The organism is Streptococcus iniae (assembly GCF_030732225.1).
Lineage (GTDB): Bacteria > Bacillota > Bacilli > Lactobacillales > Streptococcaceae > Streptococcus > Streptococcus iniae.
Genome location: NZ_CP132230.1, coordinates 1040028 through 1060089, shown reverse-complemented (window position 1 = coordinate 1060089; position 20062 = coordinate 1040028). Strand labels below are relative to the sequence as shown.

Sequence of the window (20062 nt, the reverse complement as noted above, 5' to 3'; positions counted from 1 at the left end):
AAGCTTTTGCTTTGCTTGGAAAACGTTTTTATGGTATAACTTAAGTATAGATTTAATTAGAATAAATCTAATTAAGAAACAAGGAGGCTTAAGAAATGACATTTGATTATAAGGACCACGGAAAAGAAAAATACGTTGTTAATATTGAAGATTACACCAAAGAAAATGACAATTACAGAACAACAATCTGGACTGGTGATAAACTTCAAGTGACATTGATGTCCATCCAACCTGGTGACGATATTGGTTTGGAAGTCCACATGGGGATTGACCAATTTCTTCGTATTGAAGAAGGTAAAGGGTTATGCCAAATGGGTGATGCTGAGGATAACTTAACATTCGAAAAAGAAGTCACTGATGACGATGTTATTCTAGTACCAGCCGATTCTTGGCATAATGTAACAAATATTGGTGACACACCACTCAAAATTTATTCTATCTATGCCGGACCTGATCACCTTCCTGGAACCATTCATAAAACGCATGAAGATGCTCATAATGACCCTAATGAACACTAATAAAAGAGACACATATCACTTTTGGATATGTGTCTCTTTATATTTTTTTATAAAAAAATTAACGCAATAACTTCAAATAAGTAAATAAATGATATACTAGGTTAGTGAGCTATGTGGCTTATATAAATTGTCAACTGCCAACACACCAGTAATTTTAGAATTGAATCCTTAGGTAAAATTAAAAATATGACAGAAAAATACAATAAATATGTGGTCAAAGTAGCAACCTTGGCTGGTATTACCATGTTAGAGTCAAATGCTGAATGCTATCGTGTCGAAAATACTGTTTCACGCATTTTGGAAGTTAGCCATCAACCTGTTAGAGAAGTTTTTGCTAATACAACTGGCTTATTTATTACACTTGATGGACCAGATTTAGACGAACCCATCACCCTTATTAAGCGTATTAAAGAACGCAATACCAATCTGAGAAAAATTCACACTGTCAATCAGATTTCTAGAGATTTAACTTCTGGAAAAATCACCATTGAAAAGGCTCATGATGCCTTACTTAACATTAAAGCAAGTGATTACTCAGTGCATCTAGTTTCACTATCAACCGTATTATTGGTATTATCATTTGCAATCTTATTAGGAGGCAATGTCAGTGAAATCATTTTATCACTGATTGCAGCTTTGCTGCTATTGTTTTCTTATCGCTTAAAAAATCTATTACAACTAAACGACTTTATTTTTGGAACAGTAGCCACACTAATGGTAGCAACTGTAATTCCTCTGATTATCCATGTATTAGGAAATAGCCGGCCTTCATTTGATATCGTTGTTATTTCTGTATTAATGCCACTTTTTCCTGGTACAGCATTTACCAATGGTTTTCGCGATTCCTTTAAAGGAGACTATGGCGCTGGGATTACTAAGATTGTTGAAGCCTTAATTATCGCTATTAGCTTGGGAGTAGGAGTGGCCTTAGGACTATTTATTGCAAAGGGGATTATCTCATGGGCATGATATTACAAATCTTAGGAGCCTATGTGGCGACAGCAACATCAGGTGTCATTCTAGGCATTCCACGTCATTTAGTTTTTCAAACAGGAGCTATTGGAGCATTAGGTTATATGGTTTATCTCCTAACTTCCTTAAAAACAGATATTGCTGTAGCTACACTGTGTGGTGGCATTGTTATTGCCTTATTATCACAGATTGCTGCTAGACTATTAAAAGCTCCAGTGACCATTTTTTATATCCCAAGTTATTTCCCTTTGGTACCTGGAGCAGGCGTTTATAAAATAGCCTATTACTATATTCAAGGGAATAGTCATTTAGCCGGCAAAAATTTTATTGAATCCATGATGGTATCTGGAGCAATAGCATTATCGGTTTATTTAGTAGACTCCTTTTTAGAAATTTATAATCACCTCAAAAATCAAAAAATCTAGAAAACTTTTTTCTGGATTTTTCTTTTAGGAAAAATACCTATCATAAAAAGTCAGTAACTTGCCAGTAGTATTAAGTGATTTCGTAAAACTACCTAAAAACTGAACAAGTTCCCCACCAAATTGTTTTTTAAATTTAAAATTCCCTATTCCTTGCTTGCTTTTAGAGGTTTCAATGGTCCCACCAAAATTAAAGTATTTTATGGCATTATTTTTGGCATAAGCAATCATATGAGCATTAATAAGTGTTGCGCCACCAAAAATGAGATAGTCTTCCAAATTACCGCCAGCATAACTAATTAATTCATCACCATATTCAATAAATAGATAAGAAGACAAAGGTAAGAAAGCTTCTGAAATAAACATACTGTTGTACTCATCTCGTCTTTTTTGAAAACTTGTCAATTGCTGCTGAGCATTTTTTATGGCAGTATTACGTTTTTTTGAATCATCCTTCAGCAATAAGGACTCTATTTCAAGTTGCAACCGATCACAATTCTCATTTAGGTAGGACAAGTAAGCTTCTGTATCTAAGTAAGCCATCATAAACTTTGCTTGTTCCTGAAAAACCTCTTTCATTTTGTAAAAAAAGTCTATATCTTGTACAGAAAATTGTTTTCGATCAGATGTTTTCAGTAAAATATCATAAAAGATTGGAATCTCATCCTTTGTCAATTCTCGAACCTTGACACATGATTCCTTGTATTTTTTGATATTCCGGCAAAGAGCAGTAGCATAATTTTTTGAAATAGCCTGGCTATTGTCATACAACGACAAATCCTTAATAAAAGCTTGCGCCATACCATTCATTAAAAATTCAGGATCAAAAGAGTGGCAGTAGCCTTTCTTAAGAAAAAGAGACCTGGTAGCTTCATTTTCCACTTGTCCAATCTCTTGTAAATTTTCATTTAGCCGTAAACGCTTTAAATAAGGGTGACACATCAAACGGCAAGCCTTACGACTTAGAACATGCTTCTCAAGAGCCCAAATGGCCTCACTAAGCAACTCAGTATTATCATAATCCAAAACTGGACCTTGAATCAGCAAAGCTTCTTTGAAAAAATAACATTTCTTTCTATAATCAATAATTGCTAAACCAACAATACTATTATCTTTTACAAACACAACAGACTCTACCAAATCGAAATGACCTCGATCATCTTGCAATTCAAAAATTTGATACGACTGCAAAAAGTTTGATGTCACAAAGTTTTCTTGGCATGCCAAAAATTCACTCTTTCCAACACTTATGATTTCCATATTATTAGCATCCTAAAATTTTTTTACAATAAAAAACAAACGACAATACCCCAAAACCCTTATTTTTAAAGCACAAGAGCTCTAAAAGTTTATGAAGTTACATTTACATTTCTTAATGTTACAATTATATTACATATGTATTTCTAATATGTCAATGGTATTTTTTGTTTTTTAATAAAAATAAATTATAGCCTCTTGATTTTTGCTATTTTAAACCAACGTTTGACTGTTACTTATCACAATTTCCAACAAAAGCTAGAGCAAAACCTAAAAGAATAGCCTTTAAAATCTGGTAGTAGTATCAACCTTGTCACAACTAAAAAACAAATACCTTATCACCATCAGTAGGATAAAATTGAACACTAGATGTTATAAGGACTCATAAAAATAGTTAAAACTAAAAATTTATGTACTTTATACCAAAGAGTACTTAAAGCCTTGATATACCTGAGATAGATACATAAAGTACATTCTTTAAAAAGTGTACTTTGTTTTTGTTTTGTACTTTATTTTAGACACTAATAAAGTACAGAATTAGATGAGGATATTGTAGTTATGGTAGAAATTCAATTGTACAAAATGAGGTAGAAAATAGAGGAGAGGAAGTAAGGTCAATTGTATATTTTTAAATAATTAAATTGAACATATTAGTCAGTAGGCTGCTGTAACCTAATGGTTACATTCTTTTTTAACGTTGGTGGTATAATTATTTGAAGGAGATTTTTGATGAGTGATGATTTAAACCCAAATATTGATTCTCGAATAAGATTTAAACTATTACCTCCTGCTACCATCATTAAGGATTTTTGATGTTATCCTTAAATCTTAGAGTCACTATTGTATAATTTAGACAAAGGACAAAAACATGTGAAAAGGCAACAGTTTTCTGTACAAGATTTATAAAGTGTTTTTATTAGACCGTTAATCTTTTGGTCATGGGCGTCTGATAGTTTAGACTACCATGAATGCGGTGGTGATTCCACCAGTGGACATAGTCCTTGGTTTTAAGGGCCAATTCTTCTAGCGTCTGGAAAGTTTCCTGGTGGACAAATTCTATTTTGAAAGCGCGATAGGTGCTCTCAGCTACGGCATTGTCGTAAGGACAACCTGCTTGACTAAGTGAGCGTTTGATATCAAAGGCTGTAAGCACATCATCTATCAAGGCATTGTCGAACTCTTTTCCTCTGTCCGAATGGAATATCTTGACCTTGGTCAGAGCGTAAGGAATACTCTGAATCGCTTGTTTCACCAGCTCTGCTGTCTTGTGCCAACCAACCGATAAGCCAATGATTTCACGGTTGTAGAGGTCCATAATGAAACAAACATAAGCCCAGCCATTACCGACACGAACGTAGGTTAAGTCTGTCACTAAAGCTTTTAGAGGCTTTTCTTGATGAAATTGTCTGGCTAAGTGATTAGGAATAGCTACCTCATTCTTACCTTTTGAATGTGGCTTGAAGACTGCTTTCTGATAAACAGATACTAAGTTGAGTCTGTGCATGATGCGACGAATCCGACGACGAGACCGCTGGATACCTTCATTTTCCAAACATTTCTTGATTTTCCTAGCACCGTATCTGGCCTTACTTTCGAGAAAAATAGCTTTGATATTTTCTTCAAGTTCCGCTTCAGAGACTGGTTTAACAGTCTTGTAGTAATAGCTAGAACGAGGAATGTTCAACCAACGACACATAGCTGAAATGCTATATTTATCCTTATTAGCAGTGATTACTTCTCTTTTCGTGCCATAATCACTGCCGCTTGCTTTAGGATATCTAGCTGCATTTCGAGTTCTTTATTGCGTTTTCGGAGTTCAATCAGTTCACGCTGTTCATCTGTCAGATTATCAATCGTTTTAAATGACCCAGTTGTTTTTGCCTGACGAACCCACTTATCGAAGGTTGATGGGGTTAACTCATATTCTTTGATAAGCTCACTTCGTTTCATCCCTGCATGGTGAAGGTCAACGATTTGTTGCTTAAAGTCATCAGTGAAGTGGCGACGTATTTTTCTAGACATCATATTCTCCTATTTTCTTTAGTGTAGAACACTTTATAAATTCTGTCTAGTTTAGTGTAACCGATTCAACATGAAAAAACGCTACTCAAAAGAATTTAAAGAAACCCTTATCGCCTTCTATCATTCTGGTCAATCCGTCACCCAGCTGTCTAAAGAATACGACGTGGCCCCTGCAACAATTTATAAATGGATAGACCTCTACTCTAAATCTAATGAAAGCTCCGTCTCTAAAGCTGATTTTCTAGAATTAAAAAGACAACTGGCTAAAGTTAAGGAAGAACGAGACATCTTAAAAAAAGTATTGACCATATTCGCCGAGAAAAAGAAGTGAGTGCTGCGGATATGGCTCAAACCATACAAACTTTAGCACTCAATGTCAGACTAAGCTGTCAACTCCTTGATGTTCCTGAATCAAGTTATTATGAACGGATTAACCGACATCCATCTAAAACTCAATTAAGGAGACAATACCTGTCACTCAAAATTTCTCAACTCTTCAATGCTAACCGAGGAATCTATGGTGCTCCTAAAATTCATCATCTTCTATTTAAACAAGGGGAAAAAGTCGGGTTAAAACTGGTACAGAAGCTAATGAAGCAACTTCAACTCAAGTCTGTAGTCATTAAGAAATTTAAGCCTGGATACTCACTAAGTGATCACATCAATCGAAAAAATCTCATACAGACTGAACCTACAAAGAAAAATAAGGTTTGGTCAACCGACATTACTTATATTCCTACTCAACAAGGATGGGCTTATCTCTCAACCATTATGGATCGTTATACTAAAAAAGTCATTGCTTGGGATTTGGGCAAGCGAATGACTGTAGAATTAGTGCAAAGAACTTTAAATAAGGCCATTAAATCACAAGACTATCCAGAAGCTGTTATTCTTCATTCTGACCAAGGAAGCCAGTATACGAGTCTAGAGTATGAAGAGTTGCTTAAGTATTATGGGATGACTCACTCTTTCAGTCGAAGGGGATACCCTTATCATAATGCCAGTCTTGAATCTTGGCATGGACATTTAAAAAGAGAGTGGGTGTATCAATTTAAATATAAGAACTTTGAAGAAGCCTATCAGAGTATTTTCTGGTACATCGAAGCCTTTTATAATTCAAAACGAATCCATCAAAGTTTAGGGTATCTTTGAATCGGTTACACTAAACTAGACAGAATTTATAAAGTGTTCTACACTAAAGAAAATAGGAGAATATGATGTCTAGAAAAATACGTCGCCACTTCACTGATGACTTTAAGCAACAAATCGTTGACCTTCACCATGCAGGGATGAAACGAAGTGAGCTTATCAAAGAATATGAGTTAACCCCATCAACCTTCGATAAGTGGGTTCGTCAGGCAAAAACAACTGGGTCATTTAAAACGATTGATAATCTGACAGATGAACAGCGTGAACTGATTGAACTCCGAAAACGCAATAAAGAACTCGAAATGCAGCTAGATATCCTAAAGCAAGCGGCAGTGATTATGGCACGAAAAGAGAAGTAATCACTGCTAATAAGGATAAATATAGCATTTCAGCTATGTGTCGTTGGTTGAACATTCCTCGTTCTAGCTATTACTACAAGACTGTTAAACCAGTCTCTGAAGCGGAACTTGAAGAAAATATCAAAGCTATTTTTCTCGAAAGTAAGGCCAGATACGGTGCTAGGAAAATCAAGAAATGTTTGGAAAATGAAGGTATCCAGCGGTCTCGTCGTCGGATTCGTCGCATCATGCACAGACTCAACTTAGTATCTGTTTATCAGAAAGCAGTCTTCAAGCCACATTCAAAAGGTAAGAATGAGGTAGCTATTCCTAATCACTTAGCCAGACAATTTCATCAAGAAAAGCCTCTAAAAGCTTTAGTGACAGACTTAACCTACGTTCGTGTCGGTAATGGCTGGGCTTATGTTTGTTTCATTATGGACCTCTACAACCGTGAAATCATTGGCTTATCGGTTGGTTGGCACAAGACAGCAGAGCTGGTGAAACAAGCGATTCAGAGTATTCCTTACGCTCTGACCAAGGTCAAGATATTCCATTCGGACAGAGGAAAAGAGTTCGACAATGCCTTGATAGATGATGTGCTTACAGCCTTTGATATCAAACGCTCACTTAGTCAAGCAGGTTGTCCTTACGACAATGCCGTAGCTGAGAGCACCTATCGCGCTTTCAAAATAGAATTTGTCCACCAGGAAACTTTCCAGACGCTAGAAGAATTGGCCCTTAAAACCAAGGACTATGTCCACTGGTGGAATCACCACCGCATTCATGGTAGTCTAAACTATCAGACGCCCATGACCAAAAGATTAACGGTCTAATAAAAACACTTTATAAATCTTGTACAGAAAACTGTTGCCTTTTCACTTACACCTAATCAATTTGAAAAGGTAAGTGCTTAAAATAAATAGATTAAAATTCTACGTTTGTTACTCTAAAAACTTGACTTAACCTCATTTGTTATTGGAGAAGCAGATTGTAATTATGAAAACTACTTACTAGAGTTACTTAATAAATCGTCTCATTTTATTGAAAAAGGCAAATCTTACTTTTCTAAACCAGTGGACGAAAGTCATGGTCAGTGTGATGCCATATCAAAAGATTACGAAATAGACTTTAAGTTATTATCCTCTAGTACTAGACTACAAGCTAGCAGTTTGTTTTCTCATGGTATTAGTAACTTTGGGAACGGTATAACAGCTATTACTGAGAGTAAAAAGAAGACTGGCGAAATTAAAGCCACTCACATTCATGTAGCATTTCGAACAAGAAATGTGGCAGAATTGATCCAATTAAAAGAAGACTTTCAAAACAGCAGAAAGCATGGTATTGAAAAAGACATTATTACTGTGTTGGACATACTTGAAAAAAGGAAGAATATAATGCTATTTTTTCCTTACACATTTGAATTGGAAGATTGTCTTGAAACAGAAAATTTAGACGATATAATTATTAGTGCACTAAACTATGATTTTAATTCACTGTTTGCTTATCGGAGTTTAAAAATGAAAGAGTTTGAGACCTATTTTGTAACTTTATTTCAAGAAAGATTTTATATTTTTTCTATTCAGGACGACACCTTATGTTTAATTGAGAAAATAGATTGTGTGTCACTGCCTACATTTATTAAATTAAGGAATTACCATCTATAAGGAGGAACGGCTATTGGTCAATCCAGAATTTTACAAAAGACTAGCAACAATATTTTGTGGGGATGAGATGGAGCTGTTTACTTATAAATCAGGACCCCAGCTAGTATCATTTTTCAATACACATTTCAATGCTCAAGATAGTTATGGGCAAGGTTTTCCTACAAGGTGGATGTATGTTAATGACAAGCTGTTGGACTTTTCCTCTAGAGGCATTATCACTTCATTTTTCAATCTTATACTCAGCAAACAATATCTTTTAACGGAGCGTCAGATAAATGAAGTGGATGCTTTAGAGCATCAGCAGAAAATAATAAATGAGTTAGATAAAATTTGTTCCATTTATTATTTAAAACTCTCAAAAAGAGGAAATGAGTTTTATTTAGTGGAAATTGATTTAGATTTAGTTGAGATTGGAAAGGGAGGCTTCGCTGACATTTATTTCCAAAAATCTACAGGATTGGTGTTAAAAAAACTGAACGAGAAATCTATCAGACGCCAATCGTTGAGAAGTCGTTTAAAGAGAGAGTACGAAATAACTAAATCTTGTTCAGATATTGGGAGTATTATCCGAGTATTTGATTTTGATAGTAGTAATTGTTCATACACAATGGAAAAAGCCGATTATACATTGGCTGACTACATTGAAGAAAGTGAGCTCACAGAGGATTCTAAGTTCAATATATTGCGGCAAATACTTCATACTATGTCTCTTGTCCATCAAAGAGATGTTCTGCATAGAGACTTAAGTCCGACCAATGTTTTCTTTGTGAATGGGATAATTAAGATTGCTGATTTTGGTTTAGGAAAAAACCTAAATACTTTGACATCTCATCAAACAATGGACACATCTTCCTTTGGTCAACTCTTTTATTGTGCACCAGAGCAACTAACGCTTTTAAAAGACGCAGATAAACGGAGTGATGTATATTCACTTGGACGTATTATCAATTTTGTTATGACAAAAAATCCTTATATTTTTTCTCATTCGCTTCGTTCTGTTAGTGAAAAAGCCACGAATTTAGAACCTGATTATAGGTATCAAGACGCTACTGAAATGTTGAATGCGTTAAATTCATGGTTGAGCATTAGAAGCGACGAGACTTTCAAGAAAACGATATGGGAAAAAATTGACCAAGGTGTTTTTGATGATGATATAGAAAACTATATTTATGAAATGTCAGCAAAAGAGCTATGTCAAGCTTGTATCAAAAAAAGTAATGTTTTTATTGAATGCTTAATGATCTTTATGAGGTTAGATGATACACATGCAAATTATATCATTCAGATGATTCATTCTAACTACGAGCAATATTTGAAGCAGTTCGAAGATGCAGACCCTTTTGCCACCATTTCTTATCGTGTTTTAAGAGGGGATTTCCCATTTACTGTTAATGAAGTTGCTGCAAGGATTTTAAAATATGTAGCTTATACAGCTGGTCGGTTTAGCGCACAACACATGATAGATAGCTTGATTGACGAAGGAATAGAACCACTGATTGAATCTATGTTAGAAAGATAGTTCAGGAGGAAATGTAATGACAAATGATGAATATTTCAATGAAATAGAGACTTATTTCAATAAATTAAGAGGTTATCGAGAAGAATCAAAGAGTATAACTGCAGGTATTGTTGGTGAAAATTTTACTGAAGATGATATGTTTTTTATTTCCGCGCTTAACAGACGCGTTCAATTTATTGATGGAATAATAGAATTATTAAGAACGAGAAATCTGGCCTGTGCAGGAATTTTAGTGCGAACACAGCTTGATAACCTTATGAGAGTCTTCTGAGGTTAAGTCAAGTTTTTAGAGTAACAAACGTAGAATTTTAATCTATTTATTTTAAGCACTTACCTTTTCAAATTGATTAGGTGTAAGATACCCTAAACTTTGATGGATTCGTTTTGAATTATAAAAGGCTTCGATGTACCAGAAAATACTCTGATAGGCTTCTTCAAAGTTCTTATATTTAAATTGATACACCCACTCTCTTTTTAAATGTCCATGCCAAGATTCAAGACTGGCATTATGATAAGGGTATCCCCTTCGACTGAAAGAGTGAGTCATCCCATAATACTTAAGCAACTCTTCATACTCTAGACTCGTATACTGGCTTCCTTGGTCAGAATGAAGAATAACAGCTTCTGGATAGTCTTGTGATTTAATGGCCTTATTTAAAGTTCTTTGCACTAATTCTACAGTCATTCGCTTGCCCAAATCCCAAGCAATGACTTTTTTAGTATAACGATCCATAATGGTTGAGAGATAAGCCCATCCTTGTTGAGTAGGAATATAAGTAATGTCGGTTGACCAAACCTTATTTTTCTTTGTAGGTTCAGTCTGTATGAGATTTTTTCGATTGATGTGATCACTTAGTGAGTATCCAGGCTTAAATTTCTTAATGACTACAGACTTGAGTTGAAGTTGCTTCATTAGCTTCTGTACCAGTTTTAACCCGACTTTTTCCCCTTGTTTAAATAGAAGATGATGAATTTTAGGAGCACCATAGATTCCTCGGTTAGCATTGAAGAGTTGAGAAATTTTGAGTGACAGGTATTGTCTCCTTAATTGAGTTTTAGATGGATGTCGGTTAATCCGTTCATAATAACTTGATTCAGGAACATCAAGGAGTTGACAGCTTAGTCTGACATTGAGTGCTAAAGTTTGTATGGTTTGAGCCATATCCGCAGCACTCACTTCTTTTTCTCGGCGAATATGGTCAATACTTTTTTTAAGATGTCTCGTTCTTCCTTAACTTTAGCCAGTTGTCTTTTTAATTCTAGAAAATCAGCTTTAGAGACGGAGCTTTCATTAGATTTAGAGTAGAGGTCTATCCATTTATAAATTGTTGCAGGGGCCACGTCGTATTCTTTAGACAGCTGGGTGACGGATTGACCAGAATGATAGAAGGCGATAAGGGTTTCTTTAAATTCTTTTGAGTAGCGTTTTTTCATGTTTTTGTCCTTTGTCTAAATTATACAATAGTGACTCTAAGATTTAAGGATAACATCATTCGCTGCCTTTATATCAGAGGATAGAAGAACATTTATTAAAGAGACTTTAAGCGGTAAAACAATCAGGAAAATGAAAGATAATCAAAATAAAATGATGACTGATTTTCATCTTAAGAAAAGAATTTCAGAGTATTATCCTGAGATTGAAGAAATTTATAATAAATCATCAGGTTATGTTCATTTATCAGAAACCGCTTTTCATCAAGCTTTTTGGACAGATAAATCTGCTGGAGATGATAGGTTTAGATTTTCAGTTGGTTTATCCCCTAGGGAAGAACTAAACCCTATTCTAATTGAATGTGCTGAAGTATTCTGTCACTTTACAGTGATTGAATATGGCTTTTACCAAAAAATCATTGATTCCAATCCATAAGCCATGTTTTTGAATAGTAAAATCAATAAAAATGTATAATTGAAATATTTAACGAAAATGTACTTTAAAAAAATTTTTGTTATTTTTCGGAAAGATGTCTAGGAAACTTTCCGAAAAACTGTAATTTTCTTGAAAAATATACAAGGGTGTGATATACTACTATTAAGAACAAGTTACACAAACAAAAAGATTCAAAAGGAACTTATTAACAAGATGAGACGTGAATTGCTACTTGAAAAAATTGACCAATACAAACAGATAATGCCCTGGTTTGTATTAGAATATTACCAATCTAAATTATCTGTCCCTTATAGTTTTACAACCTTATACGAATACCTTAAAGAATATAAACGCTTTTTTGATTGGTTAATCGATTCTGACATTTCAAAAGCTAGAAAGATTGCTAATATCGATCTTGACACTTTAGAAAATCTCACTAAAAAAGATATGGAGGCTTTTGTTCTCTATTTACGTGAAAGACCCTCTCTTAATACTTATTCAACAAAAGAAGGCTTATCACAGACCACCATTAACCGCACCTTGTCAGCCTTATCCAGTTTATATAACTATTTAACCGAGGAAGTCGAAAATGACAATGGCGAACCCTATTTCTACCGGAACGTCATGAAAAAGGTGTCCACTAAAAAGAAAAAAGAAACCTTAGCTTCCAGAGCTGAAAACATCAAACAAAAACTCTTTTTAGGTGATGAAACCATGGAATTTTTGGAATATGTTGACTGTGACTATGAAAATAGTCTCTCAAATCGTGCTAAATCATCTTTCCGAAAAAATAAAGAACGTGATTTAGCTATCATTGCACTACTTCTAGCCTCTGGTGTGCGTCTGTCAGAAGCTGTTAATCTTGATTTAAAAGATGTTAATCTTAAAATGATGGTCATCGAAGTCACACGTAAAGGTGGTAAACGCGATTCTGTTAACGTAGCTAGTTTTGCTAAGCCATATTTGGAAAATTATTTAAGCATCCGCAAAAATCGCTATAAGGCTGAAAAGCAAGATGTCGCTTTCTTTTTAACAGAATATCGAGGTGTCCCTAATCGAATTGACGCTTCAAGTATCGAAAAAATGGTGGCAAAATACTCACAAGATTTTAAAATTCGGGTAACTCCCCATAAATTACGGCATACTCTAGCAACTAGGTTATATGATGCCACAAAATCACAAGTATTAGTTAGTCATCAACTCGGACATGCCTCAACACAAGTTACCGATCTCTATACTCATATTGTTAACGATGAACAAAAAAATGCTTTAGATAAATTATAATACATAAATATAATTATGTAAATTATTATTTGAGAAATATCTTATAACATAAAACCCATATCAAAATGATATGGGTTTCTATTAAATCCTATCTTTCATAGGTTATTTTAAGTAGTTCTATAACAGCTTTATCAATATCATTTAATGATGATAAGCGAAGATTATTATGGTATCTGTTTTTAGAAACCTGATCAACTTTGGTTATCAAATGATGAGAGATTGCTCTATTGCTAACAATATTAATGTCAACCCATTTCTTTTTAGGATGAATACCCAAAAAAGCTTTTTCTTTGACAATATGAAGGCTGGTCTTTTTGATTTCAATGTGATAGTGCCCAAATTGATGAAGAATTTCCAAAATTTCTTCTGTTATTGCCTTAACATTTTCCTCTTTTTTATCAAAAAGACATTGAAACTCTTCCATTCTATCTCTCTTTCTTGCTAATAAGCACTTCTGTTCCTTGATCAACCTGACTTGTCATTGCAATCTGTAAATTGAGTTTATCTAAAACTTCCTTGGTCATAAAAAGCCCTAAACCAGTCGCTTTCTGATGTTCATGACCGTTGAAACCAGTAAAGCCTTCATCAAAAAGTCGTGGCAAATCTTCTTTTAGTATCCCGATACCTGAATCTTGTATTTTAATACTTCCTTGTGCGATTTCAATTTTGATAGTCCCGCTTTCTCTCGTGTATTTAATTGCATTATCAATGACTTGCGAGAGTGCAAAGGTCAGCCATTTTTTATCTGATTTTAACAACCAATTGCCTTGAAGGTCAACACTAATATTCTTTGATATACAAAGAAAACGCATATCTTTCAAAATCTCTTTAACCACTTGATTAAGCTCAATCTCTTCAAACCTAAAGTCATCATTGCTCTGGCTAAATTTCATATAACTGAGTAGTTGATTGATATGATTCTGTATTTTATAAGTTTGTTTTTGTAATTCCAGTTCTTCAATATGACCAGTCTGCCCCATAAACGACAAAGCAGCCAGAGGAACCTTCATTTGATGGGTCCAAAGCTTAATAATAGCTTCCATGTTTTGCTGCTTCTTCTTCTCATTTAAAAGGTCATCTGAGTGTTGGCTTAATATTTTTTGGATGATAGCTTGGTAAACTAATTCTGTTGGCGACTGCAAGTCTCCTAATTCTTTTACATAAATAAATTCTTGTAACAATTTGATTTTCTCTTTGAAACACCAGTATTTCCAAAAACTAATCAATAATAAAAGAGTCATCGAAATCAGACTAGCGATGTAAAAAAAGGTAGAGGGAGATGATATAGCCCAAAAACCAACAAGTACAAGAGAATTAGGCTTATATAAGTGAAATACCAAGACTGATACTCTTTCAAAAATGCTCTAATCATTTTAAGATATAACCAGCCCCTCTAACAGTATGTATCTTTTCAAAGCCAATTGTTGCTATTTTTTTGCGCAATCTCGTCATATTGACATTCAAGGTGTTTTGGTCAATAAACTGATCATTTTCCCATAAGGTCATTAAAAGGTCTTCTTTTGAAACAACTTCGTTTTGATGGGAAAATAGCTGCGCTAAAATTTTATGCTCCATGGGTGATAGATCTATTTTTATATCCCCCTTTGACAAGGTGCCGTCAAAAAGCAACTGATAACCAGAAAAAGTTAAGCAATCTGTTGAGAATTGTTGTGTTCTCCTTAAAAAAGCTGCTACTTTAGCATCTAAAATGGCTAACGAAAAAGGCTTTGTCATAAAATCATCACCACCCATATTAAGTGCCATAACAGCATCCATTTCATCACTTGAACTTGATATAAAAATAATTGGTACTGTTAAATGTTTTCTAATTTCAGTCGTCCAATAAAAGCCATTAAAAAAAGGTAAATTAATATCCATTAAAATTAAGTCTGGGGCAAATGCTAAGACTTCTTTTTTGATATCTCTGAAATTTTGCACTGTAGCAACACTGTACTTTGTTGCAAGGTAATCCTTAATGAGGTTTAAAATGGTTTGATCGTCTTCAATAATGTATATTTTTTCTGTCTTTGTCATAAGTCTATTCTAGCAAAAAAGTAGCGAAAAATCGCTACTTTATCATCTTTCAATAATTTTGTAATAGATGCGGCTTGTCATACGATAGATAGCATAATAAAGTATAATGATACCAATGATAGTCAATGCACTGATACTGTAAACACTTGATGTATTATCCACACCAAAAATCAACAACATTTGCTTAATCATTACTAAAGCAATCATAAAGTGAAGAACAGCCATAACAATCGGCATAAAGAAGACTAAAATAATCTGTGAATTGATGGTTTTCCTAACTTCCGATTGACTCATGCCAACTTCTTGTAAGATATGATATGATTTTTTATCCTGGTAACCTTCTGAATACTGTTTGTAATAAATAATAAGAGCTGCACCAAGAATAAAGGTTAAACCTAATAGGAAGCCAGTGAAGACAAAACCACCAACCATACCTAAAATATCTGAATAGAAAATGTGTTTTTGGGTGATATGTGCCAGAGAATGATCACCATCAACTAATACACTAGACTGTAAATGTAATTGGTTCACTTGTTCCTTCGATAAATCAACATAAACACTGTAAACAGGTTCTAATTTCGTATGTGATATTTTATTAATTGCTGTCAAGAGTTTTTCAACTGCTACTCTATCTCTTAGAATCATTACAGATGGGTTATAGGTATTAGCTACATTTGGAAACTTAAGGGATTTAAAATTTTCAGTGACTCTATAAGTCTGATCTAAAATCTTTAATGCTTCTAGTTGACTATCACCTTTTTGGCGATAAAAAGCTATTTCTCCTTCTTTAAGATTAAGTTTTTTATTCCCTAAACTTATAAAATCTTTTTCAGATATCAAAAAAACAAAGGATAATTTTGATACTGCCGGACTTGTGATGTCATCGGAGTTAATAGTCACTTTCTTTTGATTCGCAATAGGTAAACCTACCATGCTTGATTGGTAAGCTATAACAACCTTACTGTTCAAAGCTAATGGTTCTGCAACGTAGTGCTTAAATTGTTCCTCTGCTGTTTTTCGATCTGGACTAAAAAAATCAAAATTTGTGTTTTTGGGAAATAATTTATTAGTCATGTCATTGCTATTATTATAAAGAGCTGTTGTCGTCGCAATTGAAACAAAAGCCATAACAGCTAACAAGGTAATATTTGCCAAACCCAAAGCATTTTCTTTCATTCTAAAAATCATTTGAGATGTTGTAATGAAATGTTCAGGCTTATAGTAATAGATTTTATCTGCTTTTTTACGTTTCAAGTACCAAGTCATAAATGAAATGTAAAAAAGGTAGGTTCCAATAATCACAAAAACAACAGCAATAAAGAAACGGTAGAGAACGGCTAGAGCCGCAATTTTGGTAGAAGACAAGGATAAGTAATAACCAGCACCTATAAAAATGACTGATAAAAGTGCCAAAAGAAGGTTTCCTTTTGGTTCTTTCTCACCTTTTGAAGCTGTTTGGAAAAGGCTTAATGGAGAAGATTTTTTAATTGTTCTTAAAGCAACAAACTCCAATATTATAAAGATAGCAGCAAAAATACCCGAGTTAAATACGAAAGCTAACACGTTAATATCCAACTGTAGATGATTGTAGTGAACTAAATTAACAAAAATAAGGTAAAAAAGATGTGAAAAAATAGCTGAAAAAACACTACCACCCACTATTGTTAAAAAGAATAAGATGATTAATTCAATTGTTGATACTAAACCAACTTGTTTTTTTGTCATTCCTAGGATATTGTAAAGCCCAAATTCCCGACTTCTTTGCTTCAATAAAAAGTTATAACTATAAATTTCCATAACAATGGAAAAGATGATTAGAACAACAATCGCTAAGCCTAATAATGAATTCCCATAACTCATAGACTTTGTCATTGGGCTCAATAAAATCAAAAAAACAATGGCTAGAAAGGTATAGAGCACAGTGCTAGCAAGTAAAAAGGGAGCTACTGTTGCTTTAGATTTACGCAAATTGTTCCAAGCTAATTTAAGGTAAAACATATCATTCACCTCCTAGGATTCCAGTCATGGCAAGTGATATATCCTTACTAAATTCTGCATTGCCTTTATTTCCACGGTACATTTGATGGAAAATACGGCCATCTTTAATAAAAAGCACACGATTAGCATGACTAGCTGCATTGGCTGAATGGGTTACCATTAAAATCGTTTGGCCATCCATATTAATCTCCTCAAAGAGATTCAATAAATCTTCGGAATTTCGATAATCAAGAGCAGCTGTTGGTTCGTCAGCTAATAAGAGCTTAGGATCTGTTATTAAACTTCTTGCAATGGCAACTCTTTGTTTTTGTCCTCCAGAAATTTCAAAGGGGCGTTTATCCAATAAATGATCAATACGCAATTTTCTAGCAATCACTTCTAAGCGTTTGGACATTTCAGAATAAGATTTTCTATCTAAAACTAAAGGTAAAAAGATATTATCTCTGACAGATAAGGTATCTAACAAATTGAATTCTTGAAAGACAAATCCCAAATTTTTTAAACGAAAATGAGCTAAGTGCCCTTCTTTTATTTTTGTGATGTCCTGACCATTTAACAAAACAGAACCATTTGTTGGTTTTTCTAGGGTCGCTAAAATGTTTAATAAAGTGGTCTTACCAGAACCGGATTCTCCCATAATAGCTATAAACTCACCTTGGTCAACCTTGAAGTCAACATCTTGTAAAGCGCGAGTTTCTTCTTTAGAAAAACGGGTTCTAAAAATCTTCTCCAAATGATGTATTTCTAGTAACATAACAAAATCTCCTCCTAATAGTATAACCTTTTTACAGGTTAAAGACTTTCTTTTTCTACTTTTAATTATAGAATAAAGAATCATCTCAAACCTTACATTCTTGGAAAAGAAACTTACACTTTTGTAAGGTTTATTTTTAGTAAATAATGAACAATTTGATATAATAACTTCAGAGAGTTAGATATTAGGAGAAAAATAATGGTAAAATCACGTCGATTTACAAAATCCTTAGGTACTTTTGGGAAAATGATTTCTATCATTCCAGATACCACAGAATTAATTGGCAAAGCAATGGATAATACTCGTCCTATCGTTGAGAAACATATGGAACAACGTCAACAAAAACAAGAAAATTTAAGAATTATTGATGACGTTATTAATCTTTCTGTTGATGATGCCAAAGCTCACTTAGAAAAAATAGGCTTTGTCGTGGCCACAATTCCAGCAAAACCTAATAAAATTTGGTTGAGCAACAGCCTTAATGAAGTTGTCTCAATGTCACCAAGAGGTGGCAAACGCGAACTTGGTTCCCTCGTGAAATTATATTACATCAATCTAGATGTCCTTGAAAAAAGTCAAGAATTGCGTGACCAAGATACCCTACGAACCGTTGAGTTTAATCAAAAAATCGCCGATGCTTTTGATACTGTTAAACATCTTAAGATTCCATTTATCAAAAAATAGGGGCTGGGCAAAAAGCCTAATATAAACAAAACCGCATGAAATCTTTCGTTTACAAACGTTGATTTCATGCGGTTTCTTATTTCGGAAATTTGAAAAAATCAATGAGATTTCGACTTTTTGCCCAGCCCCTATTTACTTTTAGTTCTCTAAAAAAGCTTGTAAAGTTGTTAATGCACGATTTGCAATGGCTTCGTAACGTTCTTTTTTATCACGAATGCGTGGGCCTTCTAGCTCTTTAATAATACCAAAATTAACATTCATTGGTTGGAAATGTTTACTTTCAGCATGTGTGACATAATAAGGTAGGCTTCCAATTGCTGTGGTATTTGGAAAAATAACTTCTGCTTCTCCTTTAAAAAGACGTGCTGCATTAATGCCAGCGACAAGTCCTGATGCAGCTGACTCTACATAGCCTTCAACCCCAGTCATTTGACCTGCAAAAAATAAATTCTTATTGGCGCGTGATTGGAAAGTTTCTGTTAATAGGTTAGGTGAATCCATATAGGAATTGCGATGCATAACACCATAACGTACAAACTCAGCATTTTCAAGACCTGGAATCATTTGAAAGACACGTTTTTGCTCACCCCATTTTAAATGTGTCTGGAAACCAACCATATTATAAAGACTTCCAGCGGCATTGTCTTGGCGCAACTGAACAACCGCATATGGCGTCTTAAAATCACCGTCACGGGGTCCTATGTATTCCTCTGGGTATTCCAAGCCAACTGGTTTCATAGGACCGTACAGCATTGTTTTAATGCCACGTTTTGCCATGACTTCAATAGGCATACAGCCTTCAAAATATTTTTCTTTTTCAAAGGCATTAAGAGGGGCTTCTTCTGCCTTTGTCAAAGCCTCATGGAAAGCCATAAACTCCTCTTTTGTCATTGGGCAATTAAGATAAGCGGCTTCTCCTTTATCATAACGTGACTTAAGATAAACCTTTGACATGTCAATTGTCGCTTTATCAATAATCGGAGCTGCAGCATCATAGAAATAAAACCCATCACCACCATTTAAAGCATGAATCTTCTCAGCAAGTGCATCTGATGTCAAGGGACCAGTTGCAATCACAGTGATCGCATCATCAGGAATTTCCGTTATTTCCCCACGAATAACCTCTATCAATGGATTATTTTCAAGTTCTGCTGTGACCGCTTCTGCATAGCCTTCACGGTCTACAGCCATAGCTCCGCCTGCAGGAACACGGTGTGCTTCACCTGCACGCATAATCAGTGAATCTAAACGACGCATTTCCTCTTTTAACAGACCTACAGCGTTTGTAAGACTATCTCCTCTAAAAGAATTAGAACAAACCAACTCTGCAAAATGACTTGTTTTGTGTTGGGGAGTTGGCTTTACCCCTCGCATTTCATAAAGTTTAACCGGAATACCGCGTTTAGCAATTTGATAAGCAGCTTCAGAACCAGCTAAGCCAGCTCCAACAACATTAATATAAGATTGAGACAATAGACTAATACCTCTTTAGAAAACCCCTGTTTTCTACAAATCTTTCTAAAATTTTCACTTGCTATATTATAGCAAAAAATAGTTTAAAAGCAAAAAACGCTAAT

The 20062-nt window shown here is 34.4% G+C and carries 19 protein-coding genes and 1 pseudogene; 11 read left to right on the top strand and 9 right to left on the bottom strand.

Annotated elements, in window-relative coordinates; all coding sequences use genetic code 11:
* Positions 1-95 precede the first annotated feature (95 nt).
* From Q9317_RS05280 to Q9317_RS05270, 3 genes are all read left to right on the top strand, one after another.
* On the top strand, positions 96-518 hold the full coding sequence (locus Q9317_RS05280; RefSeq protein ID WP_003099628.1) for a cupin domain-containing protein: 423 nt from the start codon (positions 96-98) through the stop codon (positions 516-518).
* A gap of 186 nt (positions 519-704) precedes the next feature.
* A complete protein-coding gene (locus tag Q9317_RS05275; RefSeq protein WP_003099627.1) occupies positions 705-1487 on the top strand; it encodes a threonine/serine exporter family protein in 783 nt (260 codons plus the stop codon).
* Positions 1478-1915, top strand: coding sequence for a threonine/serine exporter family protein (locus Q9317_RS05270; protein WP_003099626.1), 438 nt, complete (start codon positions 1478-1480; stop codon positions 1913-1915). Before Q9317_RS05275 ends, Q9317_RS05270 begins: the two co-directional genes overlap by 10 nt.
* A gap of 24 nt (positions 1916-1939) precedes the next feature.
* On the opposite strand, the gene Q9317_RS05265 is transcribed toward Q9317_RS05270, so the two are convergent.
* Both Q9317_RS05265 and Q9317_RS05260 read right to left on the bottom strand, forming a co-directional pair.
* Positions 1940-3172 (bottom strand): peptidoglycan bridge formation glycyltransferase FemA/FemB family protein, encoded by a 1233-nt coding sequence (locus Q9317_RS05265; RefSeq protein WP_003099625.1) that lies wholly within the window; start codon positions 3170-3172, stop codon positions 1940-1942.
* Between the two features lie 913 nt (positions 3173-4085).
* A protein-coding gene (locus tag Q9317_RS05260) for an IS3 family transposase (protein ID WP_089180041.1) occupies positions 4086-5191 on the bottom strand; the annotation gives its coding sequence in 2 pieces (ribosomal slippage) (positions 4086-4915 and positions 4915-5191; 1107 coding nt in all).
* 70 nt (positions 5192-5261) lie between these two features.
* Here Q9317_RS05260 and Q9317_RS05255 point away from each other — a divergent pair.
* The 5 genes from Q9317_RS05255 to Q9317_RS05235 all read left to right on the top strand — a co-directional run bounded on the left by Q9317_RS05255 (position 5262) and on the right by Q9317_RS05235 (position 10135).
* Positions 5262-6343 (top strand): IS3-like element IS981 family transposase gene (locus tag Q9317_RS05255; RefSeq protein ID WP_305981612.1). Its coding sequence is split into 2 segments (ribosomal slippage): positions 5262-5478 and positions 5478-6343, totalling 1083 coding nucleotides; the frame shifts between segments, so codons are not numbered across the junction.
* A 65-nt stretch (positions 6344-6408) separates the two neighbouring features.
* A protein-coding gene (locus Q9317_RS05250) for an IS3 family transposase (RefSeq protein ID WP_089180041.1) occupies positions 6409-7514 on the top strand; the annotation gives its coding sequence in 2 pieces (ribosomal slippage) (positions 6409-6685 and positions 6685-7514; 1107 coding nt in all).
* 336 nt (positions 7515-7850) lie between these two features.
* On the top strand, positions 7851-8345 hold the full coding sequence (locus Q9317_RS05245) for a hypothetical protein (RefSeq protein WP_230453496.1): 495 nt from the start codon (positions 7851-7853) through the stop codon (positions 8343-8345).
* 13 nt (positions 8346-8358) lie between these two features.
* Entirely contained in the window at positions 8359-9864 is a 1506-nt protein-coding gene (locus Q9317_RS05240) for a serine/threonine-protein kinase (RefSeq protein WP_037583453.1), read from the top strand.
* Between the two features lie 16 nt (positions 9865-9880).
* Positions 9881-10135 (top strand): hypothetical protein, encoded by a 255-nt coding sequence (locus tag Q9317_RS05235; RefSeq protein WP_305981611.1) that lies wholly within the window; start codon positions 9881-9883, stop codon positions 10133-10135.
* Positions 10136-10186: 51 nt separating this feature from the next.
* On the opposite strand, the gene Q9317_RS05230 is transcribed toward Q9317_RS05235, so the two are convergent.
* Positions 10187-11298 (bottom strand): IS3-like element IS981 family transposase gene (locus Q9317_RS05230; protein WP_089180045.1). Its coding sequence is split into 2 segments (ribosomal slippage): positions 10187-11082 and positions 11082-11298, totalling 1113 coding nucleotides; the frame shifts between segments, so codons are not numbered across the junction.
* A 130-nt stretch (positions 11299-11428) separates the two neighbouring features.
* On the opposite strand from Q9317_RS05230, the gene Q9317_RS05225 reads away from it, so the two are divergent.
* Entirely contained in the window at positions 11429-11731 is a 303-nt protein-coding gene (locus Q9317_RS05225) for a hypothetical protein (protein WP_305981610.1), read from the top strand.
* 213 nt (positions 11732-11944) lie between these two features.
* On the top strand, positions 11945-13015 hold the full coding sequence (gene xerS / locus Q9317_RS05220) for a tyrosine recombinase XerS (protein WP_003099620.1): 1071 nt from the start codon (positions 11945-11947) through the stop codon (positions 13013-13015).
* Between the two features lie 88 nt (positions 13016-13103).
* On the opposite strand, the gene Q9317_RS05215 is transcribed toward xerS, so the two are convergent.
* The 5 genes and pseudogenes from Q9317_RS05215 to Q9317_RS05195 form a co-directional block, all read right to left on the bottom strand.
* Entirely contained in the window at positions 13104-13439 is a 336-nt protein-coding gene (locus Q9317_RS05215) for a DUF5655 domain-containing protein (protein WP_003099619.1), read from the bottom strand.
* 1 nt (position 13440) lies between these two features.
* A pseudogene (locus tag Q9317_RS05210) lies at positions 13441-14387 on the bottom strand (sensor histidine kinase).
* Entirely contained in the window at positions 14384-15049 is a 666-nt protein-coding gene (locus Q9317_RS05205; protein WP_003099615.1) for a response regulator transcription factor, read from the bottom strand. Before Q9317_RS05205 ends, Q9317_RS05210 begins: the two are co-directional and overlap by 4 nt.
* 42 nt (positions 15050-15091) lie before the next feature.
* Complete coding sequence (locus tag Q9317_RS05200; protein WP_003099611.1) at positions 15092-17047, bottom strand: ABC transporter permease; 1956 nt, start codon at positions 17045-17047, stop codon at positions 15092-15094.
* Between the two features lies 1 nt (position 17048).
* Complete coding sequence (locus Q9317_RS05195) at positions 17049-17801, bottom strand: ABC transporter ATP-binding protein (protein ID WP_003099608.1); 753 nt, start codon at positions 17799-17801, stop codon at positions 17049-17051.
* 198 nt (positions 17802-17999) lie between these two features.
* On the opposite strand from Q9317_RS05195, the gene Q9317_RS05190 reads away from it, so the two are divergent.
* Positions 18000-18485 (top strand): PASTA domain-containing protein, encoded by a 486-nt coding sequence (locus Q9317_RS05190; RefSeq protein ID WP_305981609.1) that lies wholly within the window; start codon positions 18000-18002, stop codon positions 18483-18485.
* Positions 18486-18623: 138 nt separating this feature from the next.
* Here Q9317_RS05190 and trmFO read toward each other — a convergent pair whose 3' ends face one another.
* Positions 18624-19958, bottom strand: coding sequence for a methylenetetrahydrofolate--tRNA-(uracil(54)-C(5))-methyltransferase (FADH(2)-oxidizing) TrmFO (gene trmFO, locus Q9317_RS05185; RefSeq protein WP_003099603.1), 1335 nt, complete (start codon positions 19956-19958; stop codon positions 18624-18626).
* Positions 19959-20062 lie beyond the last annotated feature (104 nt).

What these genes read in the sequence shown, in the direction of transcription:
- Q9317_RS05280 (WP_003099628.1), top strand. Translation starts at nt 96, where the DNA reads ATGACATTTGATTATAAGGACCACGGAAAAGAAAAATACGTTGTTAAT.
- Q9317_RS05275 (WP_003099627.1), top strand. Translation starts at nt 705, where the DNA reads ATGACAGAAAAATACAATAAATATGTGGTCAAAGTAGCAACCTTGGCT.
- Q9317_RS05270 (WP_003099626.1), top strand. Translation starts at nt 1,478, where the DNA reads ATGGGCATGATATTACAAATCTTAGGAGCCTATGTGGCGACAGCAACA.
- Q9317_RS05265 (WP_003099625.1), bottom strand. Translation starts at nt 3,172, where the DNA reads ATGGAAATCATAAGTGTTGGAAAGAGTGAATTTTTGGCATGCCAAGAA.
- Q9317_RS05235 (WP_305981611.1), top strand. Translation starts at nt 9,881, where the DNA reads ATGACAAATGATGAATATTTCAATGAAATAGAGACTTATTTCAATAAA.
- Q9317_RS05225 (WP_305981610.1), top strand. Translation starts at nt 11,429, where the DNA reads ATGAAAGATAATCAAAATAAAATGATGACTGATTTTCATCTTAAGAAA.
- xerS (WP_003099620.1), top strand. Translation starts at nt 11,945, where the DNA reads ATGAGACGTGAATTGCTACTTGAAAAAATTGACCAATACAAACAGATA.
- Q9317_RS05215 (WP_003099619.1), bottom strand. Translation starts at nt 13,439, where the DNA reads ATGGAAGAGTTTCAATGTCTTTTTGATAAAAAAGAGGAAAATGTTAAG.
- Q9317_RS05205 (WP_003099615.1), bottom strand. Translation starts at nt 15,049, where the DNA reads ATGACAAAGACAGAAAAAATATACATTATTGAAGACGATCAAACCATT.
- Q9317_RS05200 (WP_003099611.1), bottom strand. Translation starts at nt 17,047, where the DNA reads ATGTTTTACCTTAAATTAGCTTGGAACAATTTGCGTAAATCTAAAGCA.
- Q9317_RS05195 (WP_003099608.1), bottom strand. Translation starts at nt 17,801, where the DNA reads ATGTTACTAGAAATACATCATTTGGAGAAGATTTTTAGAACCCGTTTT.
- Q9317_RS05190 (WP_305981609.1), top strand. Translation starts at nt 18,000, where the DNA reads ATGGTAAAATCACGTCGATTTACAAAATCCTTAGGTACTTTTGGGAAA.